This is a genomic window from Mucilaginibacter sp. SJ (genome assembly GCF_028993635.1).
Taxonomy (GTDB): Bacteria; Bacteroidota; Bacteroidia; order Sphingobacteriales; family Sphingobacteriaceae; genus Mucilaginibacter.
In genome coordinates this window covers 5,711,410-5,725,986 of sequence record NZ_CP118631.1, presented here as the reverse complement: position 1 = coordinate 5,725,986, position 14,577 = coordinate 5,711,410, and the positions used below count along the sequence as shown (strand labels likewise).

7 protein-coding genes are annotated in these 14,577 nt (G+C 43.2%); 3 read left to right on the top strand and 4 right to left on the bottom strand.

Annotation, left to right across the window (positions count from 1 at the left end):
- Window positions 1-104 precede the first annotated feature (104 nt).
- Together MusilaSJ_RS23780 and MusilaSJ_RS23775 are read right to left on the bottom strand one after the other, a co-directional pair.
- Window positions 105-803: a LytR/AlgR family response regulator transcription factor gene (locus MusilaSJ_RS23780; protein WP_274987254.1), complete on the bottom strand. Its 699-nt coding sequence runs from the start codon at window positions 801-803 to the stop codon at window positions 105-107.
- Window positions 800-2,401: a histidine kinase gene (locus MusilaSJ_RS23775; RefSeq protein ID WP_274987253.1), complete on the bottom strand. Its 1,602-nt coding sequence runs from the start codon at window positions 2,399-2,401 to the stop codon at window positions 800-802. Before MusilaSJ_RS23775 ends, MusilaSJ_RS23780 begins: the two co-directional genes overlap by 4 nt.
- Before the next feature lie 110 nt (window positions 2,402-2,511).
- On the opposite strand from MusilaSJ_RS23775, the gene MusilaSJ_RS23770 reads away from it, so the two are divergent.
- Both MusilaSJ_RS23770 and MusilaSJ_RS23765 read left to right on the top strand, forming a co-directional pair.
- Window positions 2,512-4,860, top strand: coding sequence for a TonB-dependent receptor (locus tag MusilaSJ_RS23770; RefSeq protein ID WP_274987252.1), 2,349 nt, complete (start codon window positions 2,512-2,514; stop codon window positions 4,858-4,860).
- A gap of 118 nt (window positions 4,861-4,978) precedes the next feature.
- The gene (locus MusilaSJ_RS23765; RefSeq protein ID WP_274987251.1) at window positions 4,979-6,256 is read left to right on the top strand and encodes an aspartyl protease family protein; all 1,278 of its coding nucleotides are present in this window, start codon (window positions 4,979-4,981) and stop codon (window positions 6,254-6,256) included.
- Between the two features lie 215 nt (window positions 6,257-6,471).
- Here MusilaSJ_RS23765 and MusilaSJ_RS23760 read toward each other — a convergent pair whose 3' ends face one another.
- Entirely contained in the window at window positions 6,472-8,166 is a 1,695-nt protein-coding gene (locus MusilaSJ_RS23760; RefSeq protein ID WP_274987250.1) for a cellulase family glycosylhydrolase, read from the bottom strand.
- 845 nt (window positions 8,167-9,011) lie between these two features.
- A complete protein-coding gene (locus MusilaSJ_RS23755) occupies window positions 9,012-10,595 on the bottom strand; it encodes a GH39 family glycosyl hydrolase (RefSeq protein ID WP_274987249.1) in 1,584 nt (527 codons plus the stop codon).
- Window positions 10,596-11,413: 818 nt separating this feature from the next.
- Between MusilaSJ_RS23755 and MusilaSJ_RS23750 the strand changes: the two genes are divergently transcribed.
- Window positions 11,414-14,575, top strand: a complete 3,162-nt coding sequence (locus MusilaSJ_RS23750) for a SusC/RagA family TonB-linked outer membrane protein (RefSeq protein WP_274987248.1) — start codon at window positions 11,414-11,416, stop codon at window positions 14,573-14,575.
- The last annotated feature ends 2 nt before the right edge of the window (window positions 14,576-14,577 follow it).

Here is a 14,577-nt window from a genome sequence, read left to right as displayed (position 1 = left end):
TGTACGCATCATTTCAGTTCGATCCAGCAGGCACATGGTCGCTGCTGCCTTCTCAGCCACGAACATGTTTATTGACCTGCGCTGCTATTAAGCGTGGGCGTTGATCAGATCATTTTGCCGCGCAGTTCTTTATATCGAGACCGGCCTACCGGCAGCAATCTACCATCTGTTAACTGAACAGCATATTTACCGCCTGGTTCAATGACCAGTTTTTCCACTTGTTTCAGGCTGACGATATAGGAGCGATGGATCCGGGTGAACTCACCCGGAGGCAGGAGTTGTTCCAGCGCATCAAGGCTTTTGTCATGTAGTTCCTGGTTTCCGTCCTGCAGATAAAGTTCGCTGTAAATACCGGCGCCTTTAATGTAGTTAAGTTGTATGGACTCTATCATTTTGATCATACCGCCTTTTCTCACCGCTAAGTACTTCAGCCTGTTATCGGGTATTTTGCTCCTGATATTCAACCGTCCGAAAGCCTGGAATAATCGGCCTTCGTCAAATGGCTTGGGCACAAAATCTAATACACCATAAGAAAAAGCCGTAATAGCTTTATCGGTATAGGCCGAAACAATAATGGTATGAAAAGACTGGGCTACCATTGTCTCCAGCACTTCAAAACCATCTTCACCATTCAGGTTCAGATCCAGTAACAACACATCAACGGGCGAATGTTCCATAAACGCCAGGCCTTTGGACAGTGTGTCGCATAGGGTGAGCGTTAACTGCTGTTCAAAATATACCCTGGTCATGCGGGCCAGCCGTTTGGCTATCCGGGCCTCGTCTTCTATGATCAAAACATTCATAAGTCAATGCGAATTATACTTCGCCAGCCTCCTGCAAAAGGTTCTGAAGTAAAGCCCCACCGGTCACCGTAGCTTTCTTTCAAACGCGCTTCAATATAACGAAAGCCGTTGCCGCTTTTACGCCCGCTTTTTATCCGGTTTTCTGCAAATACCTCAAAGGTATACTTTTTATGAGCGCCTATATGCAAAAATGAAAGCAGGAAACGTATGCTGCTGTCATGGAATGGGATACTGTGTGTTATCCCATTCTCCAGCAGGGTATGAATAATTGCCGGTGGGATCAATTCGTTATCCTGTATTCCCTTCTCTTCCCATATATACGTAACTTCCTTACGGAACTGCATAACCAACAAGTGTTGCCTGCAGAGGTCAATCTCCTGCCGGATAGGGATAAGCGGATGTTCGGCAATTTTATTCATCAGGTCAAATTCCTGCGAGAGCACCTGGATGAACTGAACGCCCTGCGCAGGAGACTCTTCCACCCAGTCTATAAGAGAGGTGAGGGTATTACGCAAAAAGTGCGGTTGGATATTTTTTTTGATGAGTTCCAGTTGCAGGCGGGAAGATAACAACAGCGATGCATGATGAGCTTCCTCCAGTTGTTTTGCCCCGAGGGTTTGAAGGTAAAGGATGCAAAGCAGGATCAGCGTAAAGGCGATATATAAGCCAAAATCGTAAAACATATACTGGTTAATGACCATAGAGGCTGCAAAACCGCACAGCACCAATACGCTTCCCCGCTGCCTTTTGGCCAGGGCGTACAACAACAGCAGTACCGATGCGATCCATAGTGTCAGACTATATAAATGGGTTGTCAGATCATAGTGCCCGTATTGAAGAACATATATGGATAACAAAGCAACGAGCAATATGACTATGAACGGCAGCTTGTGCGGCACATCGAAATAAACTGCGAAATACAGCGGAATGAGAACGGCTATGGCAAAGGTGAGCCAGCCTACAATGATCAGGCGGGTATAAAACTGCGTATAAGGAATATCGATATAATATTTCAGGTATTCCATAGCCAGCAATGTGAAGAATAGAAAGCACACCAGTGCGAAAAGTAAGGTTGTGCGTTGCTTGTGCCTGCTGTTGGTATATAAAAAAGTGTAGTAAATGGCGGCGATAAGAAAGGCGCCTGCCATCAGGTTGACCAGGGAAAGTTCGATAAGCGGCTGACGCAGCATTTTCAGATAGCTTTCCGGTTTAGCCATTACCTCACGCTCGGTTTCCAGCAGGTATTTTTGAGTTCCCCTGATCACTACCTCGTGTTTGCCGAGGCCTGAAAGTTTGTCGGGCACCTGGTAATAGCTTGTTTCCGTACCGGGTACTTCAGGCCGGCCCGGAGCAGCCGGTACCCCATTCTGTCCAACCCTAACGCCATCCCAATATACCACAAAGGCGCCGAAACTGTGCACAAGCAAGCCCAGGGGTGAACTGAACTTCTTTTCCTGCAGATTGATCTCCACACGTGCAATGAAATTGGTATCGGGCCGATTGACTACCGCGTCCGAGGCTTCGTAACGGATCTCCCGGTGGCAGGCGGTAAAAACAATAAGTTGCAGGAACAGAAGGAAGATACACCATTTTTGCATACGATAAAGGTAGGCAATAGCTCTTTACTTTTTAGTGCAACAGGAAAGCCACTGGTGCCGTTCGCATGGTTTTTTGAGCCATAACCGTTGCCGCTCTTTAACCTTGTGGCATGAGAACCATCCTTACCCTTTTCCTTTTTATTTGGCTGAGTGAACCCGGTGCTAAAGCCCAGACTCTTAGCGGAACTTTAGCCGACCGCAATACGCGTCACCTGGTTGCTTATGCCACAGTAAGCCTGCTGGATACGACCGGCAAACCTGTTTTAGGCACTATGACCGATGAAAAAGGCAAATTTGCACTAAGGCTAAATAAAGGAGGCGCTTTTATGCTAAACTGTAGCTTTGTGGGTTATCAGCCCCTTTCCCGAACCGTTACACTTACCGGCGCCGGCACTGATCTGGGTATTTTGTTGTTGATACCAGATGCACTTCAGCTCAATGAGGTAACCATCTCCGGCCAGCAGCCTGCCCTGCACCTGCAGCCTGATAAAAAAGTGTTTGAAGTAGGCAAGGATGTTCTTTCGCAAAACGGTTCGGTCAGCGACGCGTTGAACGGCATCCCTTCTGTTGCCGTTAGTCCGCAGGGCGAGGTTAGTTTACGCGGTAATACAGGCGTTACGGTATTAGTGAACGGGCGGCGCTCGGGGCTTACACAGGGGAGCGCCTTAGAGCAATTGCAGGCCGACCAGGTAGAGCGTATCGAAGTGGTCACCAGCCCTTCGGCGCGTTATGATGCTTCGGGTAGTGCGGGCATTATTAACATTGTTTTGAAAAAAAATAAAAAGTCGGGCTTTAACGGACAAGTGAAGGTAGTGGCAGGGGTTCCCAATGATACCCGCATCAATCCCAGCCTGAACTATAAGTCGGATAAGTTTAACTTTTTTTCTACCCTGGGTATGCGCAAATCGGATTATAAAGGGCTTTACACCACCAACCAGGTTACCGGCACCAGCAGTCTGAACATGGGGCAGGACGAGAAAAGGCACGACGATGGAAAGATGCTTTACCTTGGTGCCGATTATTTTATAAGCGACAAGCGTACCATGACAGCTGCCTACCTCTGGAACGGGACGCATGATCACGACAAAACAGTATTGAACTATAATTACAGCAGCCTGGAGGCAGATAGTACGCTGGTACGGAATGGCGAATCATGGGAGCAGCGAAACTACAACCAACTTGAATATAATTATACACAGTTATTTTCCCGTGCAAAACAAAAATGGACGGTTGATCTTCAATATGATTGGTGGGACAGTAATAAGGACTGGGCCCTGGATACCAGGAAGAGTTATCCCGTATCTTTTGACTATCCAAACATCCGTACGAATACCCGTAACGAGAACCGCGACTTGCTGGTACAATCAGATTGGGCGCAGCCCATAAGCAAAGAAACTTTGCTTGAACTGGGGATCAAGACCGAAAACCGCCACGTGCAGTACGATTTTTTTGCGCAACAGCAGGCCGGGGACGATTATCTGATTTATAAAGGCCTCGATAACGGGTTAAATTACAGTGAGCGGATCCATAGCGGTTATGCACAGTTGGGGAGTAAAGCAGGTAAGCTCAGTTATCTTGGCGGACTTCGCCTGGAAATCACCGGCATCAGGGCATCAGGCCGGGATGGTCAATATCAAAGCCGCAGAAACTACGTACGCCTGTTCCCAACGCTGCACCTGGATTATGCTCTAAGCACCGTTTCGACACTGCAGGTACATTACAGCCGTCGCATCAGTCGCCCATCACTTTACCAGCTTTCTCCTTATATGGAATTGACGGACCTTAACGCACAAAATACCGGCAACCCAGACCTTAACCCTGCCTATTCAAACCTCTATGAGTTGGGATTCATTTACCGGAGCAGCACGCTGACAATTAACCCGTCCTTATATGTTCAGGATTCCCGGCACCCGATAACCGATTACACCTTCCGTAATACGGAGGGTACGTTTATTACGCTGCCTGTTAATATAACCCGTGAAACCAGGGAGGGTTTTGAGCTGAATGTACTGTATAATCCCTTAAATATACTGCAACTCAATGCTGATCTTAATTTATATCACTTCTGGCAATCAGGGACTTATCATGACTTTGATTTTGGCTTTTCGGGCGGTTCTTCATCAGGGAGGTTCAGCGCACAATGGAAGCTGGCTAAAACGCTGAATGTCCAGGGACGGTATTATTACAACGGCCCTTCGGCAAACGCGCAGAGCCGTAACCGGGCCATACACTGGGCGGACTTCGGTATCAGTAAAAACCTGCTTGCTGACAGGCTTTCTGTGGTGGCCGATGTAACCAACATCTTTGATTCGCGCCGTTATCGTACCACAACTACCGGGCCGGGCTATGTATTCTCTACTATGAGCCGCTTTAACGGTGCCCGCTACCGACTGAGTATAGTTTATAAATTCAAGAACAATGCAACGGTACGTGAAGCTAAAACCGGTAATAGAAATTGATTATATAAAAAGGGAATAATTTTCTTTTTGTATGTAAATCTGCAAAAAGGAGGTCATTGTTAACCCTGAAATTGTAACCTGATAGCACTATGCCAGTCTAATCATTAAAAGCGGCTAAATGAAAACTTCAGGATTAACCACAGGGATGCTGACCAGGGCATGTTTATTTGGAATTGCTATCCTTTTAACGTTAGGGCAATTTGCCTTTGCTCAAAGCGACCTGCCTATTGTAAGGGCTTCTTCCAAAACCGCCAGTATCAGGGACGGGAAGCACTTTAAGCTGGCTTATTGGGCTGTTATGCCTGAAAGGAAACCTGATTATTACTATCCTGAAATTCCTGAGAAACCCCACAGAGTGACTTTCATTACAGATCTCGATTCCATTTCATTTGATATCGCTTATGGAAAAAATTATGACTTTATCGTTTTACTGAACGGAAAGGACAGTTGCTATACCCGGATTTCAGCCCGGTACAAAAATCTTAATGCTTCTACGCAAAAAATTACCGGTGCCGGGCCAGATACCATCCCCTTTATATTGGGTGACAATCGTAAAATATACGTAAACGCAAAATTAAATGGCTCGGAGGTCACCAATATACAGCTTGATCTGGGTGCAGGCGGAGTTCTCATCAATAAAACTTCCGTCAGGAAAGTAAAAATGATTTTTGACGGGAAGGTTACCCTTACCAATTCGGATGGTGTGAACGAGGTTCAGTCAGCCAGTAAAAATTTTTTGCAAATAGGAAACCTGGTTTGGGACAGCGTACCCATTGCTGTAGCCAGTAATATGAAAAATTACGAAGATCTTTTAATCGGTAATTCTTTATTCAGAGACAAGATCCTGGAAATCAACTACGACAAAAAAATATTAGTTGTTCATGAGGTTATGCCTCCTCAAACAGCCACTTATTCCCGTCACGACATGGTACTTGATGGCGGTGTTATACCGTATATAGCAGTAAACCTTACCCTCCGTAACCAAACACAAACAGGTTGGGTCATGTTTGACACAGGTGCGCGCACCTCCATTTTAAATAGTTCAGATGTTCCAATGGCTTACCGGATAATGACTCAACTGGCTGGCATGATCAGTTTGGATGAGGCGATTACGCCAAAGCTGCGCATCGGCAATTACCAGCTTTCAGGATTTGAATATAAAACACGGGATATGGGTGGAGAGGGGTTGCATATGCTCCTGGGCAACGACCTGCTAAAAAGGTTCAATCTGATACTCGATAATAAAAATGGCTATATGTATATGCAGCCCAATTCGCTTATGGATACGCCTTACAGGAAACGTGATGAATATTATGTGGTAAGAATAGTGACAGGATTAGTAATCTTTTTGGCCTGTGTCGTGATATATGTAAAAAAGAGAAAAAAAATAAATTAAAGAAATCTTTCGCCAGGTTTATGAAATAAGAGCAAGCTACAAAGCCTGCTCTTATTAGAATTTATTAGTAATAAATGGTTACTTAAAAGCTAAAACTATGGAAATGCCAACTATTGTTGACCACCTGTTTAGTTTGCATATCCGCGCCCCGCAATCCTAAGCAATCAGGCAACGCTTCTAATCATCTCGTGCCCAGCCATTCAACTTATTAACAGCTATATTTTCACAAAGCCCCATTGCTGATTACGGCTTCCGGAATAAGTCCATTGCTCAACTGCAATGCCGTTATTAAGTGAAGCTCCGGTAACGTCCAGGGCTTTCCCGCTATTTGCATTGATAATTTTATAATATCCGTTGTCGGTTAGCTGAATTGACCATTTCTGATTTGCGCCGCCACTGTAATCCCATAACTCTACCTGTCCGCCGTTACTTGTGTTCCAGCCATAAACTTCCAGGCACTTTCCGGTAGCGTGCATAGGTGTTAATCTATAATAGCCGCCTCCTGCGTCTTCTACTTTAAATTGCTGGTTCGCCCCTGCTAAGTAATCCCATTGGTCGGCCTGTGTTTGATTTGCAGTTCCCCAGCCGGCAAATTCCAGGGCTTTAAAACTGTTTCTGCTGTAAATCTGATAAACCTGCCCAACCTGGATCGATGAAGATGTATTGTTTTGCCCGCCCTGTATTACTGCGGCTAAACCTTGTTGATCGGCCGCTCCGTTAGTTTGCCTGCTCATAAGCCTGAATGCATTATTACCTGTCGAGCCGTCATCAAAATAAAACGGACGCAAGCCATATTGTAATGCTTTATGGGTAACATAATTAAGATAATACGCTCTGCCTGCAAGATGCAATGTTAACGCATCTCCCGTCAGTGTTGTAGACCGGCGAATAGCTCCATATTCGCCCAATATCACCGGAATGCCCTTGTCAATGAACTTAGACTTCATCAAAGGAAACTCTGCAACGGCATCCGACTCCTCACCATAAGTGGGGTTCCTTGAAGCATCCGTTGTAGAATGGTAGCCATTGCCCCAATAATAAAACATATTGCCCCAGCTTGCATCTGCGGATAAACCTGCAAAATTAAACGGCGTATAATAGTGTACTTCAACCATCAGGCGGTTAGATGCCGGATCTGTAGGCAAGGTATTCATTAAACTATTGGTATTATCAATGTTAGTACCCGGCCCCTGGATAAGGAGCACCCTGTAACTGTTATGCCCGCCGGTTGACCTCACCGCGTTAACAAAAGTTTGGTGATAGGAAAGCAATACTCCCATCCCTGTAGCATCTGTTACATTGGGTTCATTGGCGCTTGCAAAAATCACGTGCTCGTCAAAACCCCGCATTTGAGTGGCTATTTGCTCCCAAAAAGCTTTTTGTTTGGCATTAACCGCGGCCTGTGCGGCGGTTGTACAATTATTCTCCAGCCACCCGCCATCCCAGTGTATATTGAGTATTACGTACAAACCGTCGTTAACGCAATATTGAACAACCTGCTGCACCCGGTTAAGCCATGATTGCTGAATTTGCCCGGTGTTTTGGTCAGAATACTGGTCCCAATCACAGGGAATACGAATTGCTGTAAAACCGGCTTTCTTTACTCCGTCGATAAGTGCTTGTGTAACTAATGGATTGCCCCAGGCAGTTTCTGATCCACTTGCTTCCAGCGTATTACCTATATTCCAGCCCAATTGAAACTTTGCTGCAAGCTGTGCGGCTGTACTGCTTACCCCTGTTTGATCAGGCGCAAGAGGCGACGTATTGTAATTTGGATAACTGGTTATAGCCAATGTTTTAACTGCTTTGGAAACAGGCGGCTTAACAACCGGACTGGCAATTTGTTGCTTTTGGCACCGGGTAAACAATAAAATCGCGGCTACGCCGAAAAAATAGTTAAGTGTTCTCATATTTAAATATTAATTGGTTTATAGCAAAAAAAGAACAATTAAACAGAGCGCATAAACAAACGCTCTTTTAGCGATTGCGCTTCTGTTTTAAATCAGTGCAGGCTGGTTTTTGGTTAAAGCCCCTCTTGGGCTATTGGTTTGGGAGCCAAATATATAGGCCGGCAAGGCCACAAAAGTGAATAAATAGGGTACTGAATGTTTAATTTAAAAGAAAATATGGTACTGGTGACTATAACCTTGAATACTATAGGTATAATTCAAGATAAAATATAACGAAAATTATTATCAACTGAGATTAAGGCCTTACTAAGGTAATTTAAATAAAACTAATTCGTTTTACTCCTTTAAGTTGTAAATAATAGTAATTTAGTAATATCATTAATACCTTAACCTAATTAAATGATTAGCAAAATAGAAAAAACAGCCGCGACCATGTCCGTAGGTTCGCCGCTACAAAATTTCGAGTTTTATACTTCCCTTACTTTATTAACGGCAATGGTGATTTTTCAAATCAGGTCTTCAACAAAAAAAAAGAAACCCTGAATATTATTAAAAATACTTGTAAGGTATTATAAAATATCTGACCAGTAATAAATGTTGCTCACCAGTTGGCCAAACCAGTTGCCAACTTTGATGCGGGCAGGCTACATTATAAATTTTAACCGGTATATAAAACGGATAAATATACGTATCAGCTTAATTGAGCTGCCGAAGGTGAAAATAACTGTGTCAGAGGTTTAGCTTTGCAAATTAAATAACAAACTATACCGGGAATACATCAGCAGGTGATACTTTTAAATGAGTATTACCTGCTGATGTATAAAAATGAGCTAACTGAAGGCTTACTAAAGTTTAACGATATTAATGAAAGCAACATCGTTTTCCCTGATAGGAAATTTCTTTAACACCTTACCTGATGTATTTACTGTAATATCCTCATGCCAGATGGCTGCACCATTATTTTCCTTTTTTAGCTTGTCAACCTGTGCTTTTGCCAATTGATCAGGTTTATTGAAAGACAGGTAAGTTGTGTACGGATCATTTACTTTATATCCCGTTTTATAAATTTCCATTCGGTATTTGCCGCTGGGCATACCAGATATTACCAATTCAACCTCTCCTTTTGATTTAGCTGGCAGGTCGCGGACATAATAAGCCTGATTATTGACAGAATCAGGCAAAGTATAAGTATAGTCCCAAAGCAACACCTGAACATCCCCTTTTTTATTTTTACAGGCCCAGGAGGAGCTATCCTGATCTGTTATTTCCGTTTCACCTAATTTGTTTAAAAAAGAATAGGCAAAAAAAGCCGGCTTCTTTATCCCCTGAGTATTGAGTAAACCGAAACCTCCGTGGAATGGCGTAAACCGAGGTCCGGCCTCTTCAAAGATGTCAGTAAATGTCCAGTAAGACATGGAATTGGCTGCAGATCCGGTTTGCTTCAATTTTTCAAGTATATATGCCGCTTCGTGATAACTATCGTGTATGGGATCTGACGGAGTATAAGATGAGCTCCATTCGGTATAATGTAATTCGAGGCCCGGAATTGTGGAGTCTTCTATTTGCTTGCGTGAATTCCGAACATCGCCGCTAACGCTTTCCTGGTTTTTGTCAAGTACGGTACCGGTTGAACCGTACTCGTCCAAAAAGCCTTGTTTTACACCATAAGCATGGGTACTTATAAAATCAATAGGAACTGAATTTTTGCTGCAAAAATCTATCATGTCAGGTACCCATGCCGCACCGGCAGTAGCCGGCCCTCCTACTTTATAGGCTGGGTTTACACTTTTTATCGCTTTCGCACTGTATTGATACAATTTAAAATAGTCTTCTTGCGAACCCGTCCAAAACCCATCTTTGAGGTTCGGCTCATTCCAAACTTCAAAATACCATTTCTTTACTTCGTCAATTCCATACCGCTCAGTGAAATGCCGGGTAAGGTTACGGATCAAACCTTCCCATTTATTATAGTCTTTCGGGGGTGTTACATTTCCCCTCCACCAAAAAATTGTCTTATTACCACTTGCCAGCGCTCCCGGCATAAACCCCAATTCAACAAACGGTTTCATGCCTATACTTAAGATATAATCATATAAAGCGTCAACGTATTGGTAATTATATTCCGGCTTGCCATTCCTGTCTTCCCGGTAAACAGCCATATCGTCTGTAAGCAGGCCATGCATCCTGATATATTTAAAACCACACTCTTTTTGTACAATGGCCAATTGTTGCTGCCAGTCGGCCCGCAAGCCTTCATTTGCGCGCCCTGCTCCTACACAAAAATTAAATGACGTATTAAAACGTCCTTTTTCTTTTTTAAAATCGATGTTGATAACCCTTTTAACTTGATTTGTTTTTTCAGGGCCGCTACCCTGAGCAAAAACGTTACTAAAAAACAGGCTTCCTAAAATAATGGGTAATATTTTCATATTGATTTTATATCTCCGTTTACAAGACTTGTCTGATAACTATTATATGGAATACGATATTGGTACGCAGCGATAAACGAAGCTAAACAATATTGCACCAGAGGCGGCAAATTTATGTTGCAGCACACTCCTTATTGTTGGTAAATAGGGATACAAATGTTAATTTTTAACTACTGGCATCTGCAATAACCTGCGCCGGCATCTGCAACAGGTTTTAAAGTTGGTATTATTTTCGCATTTGTTAGTACTTTTCGGCTATTTCACCTTCCAATTTAAATGTCGATAGCTGTTCTTAAACGCTTCACTTTTACTTTTTTTTGGAATATTGCCGGCTCTGCAATGGCATTTTGCCACCTATTTTTAATAAAAATAACTTTAAGTTACTTGCAATCAAGTAGTTAACTTCAATTAACATTTGTGCCCCCATTTGTAAACAATCGATTGCGATTGGTCGTCTAATTTCATCCTCCATAAAGCGGCATATCTTCTATACCGATGCCGTAGTCTGATGCCTGAACAACGGGACAGACGAGATAACCAATTTTATGAATAACCTAATTTAAACTAAGCATTATGCCAAAACGCGTACTTATTAATACTTGTGCCATTCACGAGGCAGACCATTAAAAAAATCAATTCAGGATTTATTGTAAATATCCCGTCCGCATTACGTCGGTATGCTTCCGTGCAAACAAGCCGATGCTGTTCCCGACCCCAGTTCCACTGCGTCAAATGTGAAATATGATGGGATAAATCAATATCCGAAACCAATCAAATAATCAAACCAAATAACCAAACAATTATGAACCCCAATTAACATGGAAAAAGATTTACGAAAAAGATTAAGACATGTAGTACTGCTGTTTACAGCTTTGTTGTTGTTAAACCTTACAGGTTACGCGCAAAGTGTTAAAATTACAGGTAAAATTACCAGTGCAGACAATAATCAGCCGCTGCCCGGTGTAACCATCAAAGTAAAGGATTCGCCAACAGGCACACTATCTGGTGCGGATGGCAGCTACAGTATCAATGCAAAAAATGGGGATGTGCTGATTTTTAGTTTTATAAGCTACAATTCCCAGCAAATATACGTAGGCTCATCTACTGTTATAAATGTAGCCCTCAAACCCTCAACCAGCGACTTGAACGAAGTGGTTGTAATTGGCTACGGTACCCGGAAAAGACATGACCTTACCGGTGCTATATCGTCAGTAACTGCGGCAGACCTGTTAAAAGCGCAACCTACCACATTTGACCAGGCCCTGCAGGGAAGAGTAGCGGGTGTAGTTGTACAACAGGTATCAGGCCAGCCTGGTGGTGACGTTAACGTGCAGATCCGCGGTTTGGGCGGTTTTACAGGCGCCCCTCCGCTATATGTAATCGACGGGGTGCAGATCCCACCGAATGGACAGTCGGCTATTGCAGGCAATGGCACTAACCCGTTATCCAGCATCAACCCTTCAGATATAGCTTCGATAGATGTGTTAAAAGACGCTTCAGCTACCGCTATTTATGGTTCGCAGGCTTCTAACGGTGTAATTATTATTACCACTAAAAAAGGCACCACAGGCCCTCCGCTAATTAGTTATGATGGATACCAGGGCTGGCAAAAATTACCCAAGTATTATGATGTGATGGACTTAAGGCAATACGCCACTTTCATGAATGAAAAATCGGCAATTATCGGCTATGATATGCGGCCGCAATTTGCAAATCCTCAATACCTGGGTGTTGGTACCAACTGGCAAAAAGCGCTGTTCCGTACTGCTCCTATGCAAAATCATAATTTAGCCATCAGCGGTGGTGATAACAGGACAAAATACTATATATCAGGCACCTATTTTTCACAAACAGGGATAGCATTAGGCTCAGATTTTAAAAGGACTTCGGTAAAAGCAAATATCGATAATAAAACCACCGATTGGTTAAAGGTTGGCATCAACTTGAATATGTCGCATGTGGCCGAGAATGTTACCACTTCTAATACAGGTGTGATTTTGCAGGCGCTTAACCAAACACCCGACGTAGCTGTAAAAAATCCTGATGGCACATGGGGTGGTAATGATCCCAATATTTATGGTGCTGTGGGCACTAACCCGTTTGCGATAGCAACTATTGTAAAAGATTTTAAAAGCCGCTACCAGTTGTTTAGCAATGCCTATGCAGAAATCCAATTCACCAGGGATTTAACCTTGCGCAATGAGGTAGCCGGAAATTTTGACTTTGCAACCGAAGATTATTTTAACCCAAGCTATGTTATGGGGGCTTATACTAAGAGCAATAACAGCGGTACAGCTTCAAGCGCTCAAAATTTCTATAACTCAATTTCAAATTATTTAACCTATCAGCACACATTTGCAAAAAAATATTGGGTAAACGTAGTTGCCGGCCATGAAGCCCAGTTGCTTAAAAATAGCGGCATATCGGCTACCCGAACCAATTTTGCAAGTAATAACGTACAAACAATCAGCAGTGGCGACGCCACAACCGCAACCAATACCGGAGTTAAAGGACAGGGTGCTTTAGAGGCCTATTTTGGCAGGGCTAACTTTACTTATGACGACCGCTATTTGTTAACCGCAACCGTACGTCATGACGGTTCGTCGAAATTTGCTGAAGCTAACCGGTGGAATACCACATACTCCGGTGCCCTTGCCTGGAAGATTAACCACGAAAGCTTTCTTAAAAGTGTAAAAGCGATCAATGATCTTAAGCTCAGGCTCGGTTACGGATTGGTAAACAATCAAAATATTGCTGAATATGCTTATGGTTCAACGCTAAGTACAATATCCACCGGTTTATCGGGTAATTCGCAAATAACTACTACAACCGGTAATCCGAACATCAAGTGGGAAACTACAAAATCATATAACCTTGGTTTGGATGCAACAGTGTTAAACGGAAGGATCAGTTTAACGGCCGATGTTTATTACCGCAAAACCAACAACCTTTTGCTTAGCCTTACCTTACCGTATTATTCAGGCACATTTGCTGCCGGCGGATATTCACCCGGCGCAGTGCAGGCGCCATATGTAAACGTTGGCGCGGTGAGCAATAAGGGCTTCGAGTTTTCACTTAATACACAAAATATCCGGTCAAAATATTTTAACTGGAGCACCAACATCAACTTTACCCGAAATATTAACAAAGTACTTGCATTGGTTGACGGCACCCCGGCAATCTACGGATCTGTTTCCAAAACTGTTGTTGGCCGTTCAATCGGCGAATTTTACGGATACCAGGTGCTGGGTATTTACAAAAACGCCGCCGACTTTGCAAAATACACCGCCTTGCCCCAAAATGGCAGCGGCCCTATACCTATAACGCCAGGCTCAGGTGGTGTTTGGGTAGGTGATGTTATTTTTAAAGACATTAACGGCGATGGTAAAATTGATGCAAACGATCAAACCTTTCTGGGCTCGCCCATGCCTAAATTTCAATTTGGCATCAATAACAGCTTTAGCTATAAAAATTTCGACCTGAATATTTTTATGGCCGGCAATTATGGCAATAAAGTTTATAACCAGTTAAAGGTTAACGGCGATAATCCAAATCAAAACTTTGGTTATTTCCCGTCTGTGTTCAACTATGCAAAAATCGGGTTGATTAATCCAACCGGTTCCAGTTCGGATATCAACAATGTATTCATTACAAACCCTTCAACCAACATTGTCAGGATTAGCCAAAGCAGTGGTAATGATAACCAGCGCTTTTCTGACAAATACATAGAAAATGGTTCCTATTTAAAATGCAAAAGCATCGCTTTAGGATATAGTTTTTCAAATAACCTTTTAAATAAGATCAAATTAAGATCGTTAAGGGTATATGTTAACGTAACCAATGTGTTCACCGTCACTAAATATACCGGCTACGATCCTGAGATTGGCTCATGGAACCCATTAGCAGCCGGTATCGATAATGGATATTATGCACAGCCGCGCGTTTACACATTTGGCCTTAATGTATCCTTAAACAATTAAAA

Excerpts from the sequence above, each read along its gene's own strand:
- MusilaSJ_RS23780 (WP_274987254.1), bottom strand. The coding sequence starts at position 803 with ATGAATGTTTTGATCATAGAAGACGAGGCCCGGATAGCCAAACGGCTG.
- MusilaSJ_RS23775 (WP_274987253.1), bottom strand. The coding sequence starts at position 2,401 with ATGCAAAAATGGTGTATCTTCCTTCTGTTCCTGCAACTTATTGTTTTT.
- MusilaSJ_RS23770 (WP_274987252.1), top strand. The coding sequence starts at position 2,512 with ATGAGAACCATCCTTACCCTTTTCCTTTTTATTTGGCTGAGTGAACCC.
- MusilaSJ_RS23765 (WP_274987251.1), top strand. The coding sequence starts at position 4,979 with ATGAAAACTTCAGGATTAACCACAGGGATGCTGACCAGGGCATGTTTA.
- MusilaSJ_RS23760 (WP_274987250.1), bottom strand. The coding sequence starts at position 8,166 with ATGAGAACACTTAACTATTTTTTCGGCGTAGCCGCGATTTTATTGTTT.
- MusilaSJ_RS23755 (WP_274987249.1), bottom strand. The coding sequence starts at position 10,595 with ATGAAAATATTACCCATTATTTTAGGAAGCCTGTTTTTTAGTAACGTT.
- MusilaSJ_RS23750 (WP_274987248.1), top strand. The coding sequence starts at position 11,414 with ATGGAAAAAGATTTACGAAAAAGATTAAGACATGTAGTACTGCTGTTT.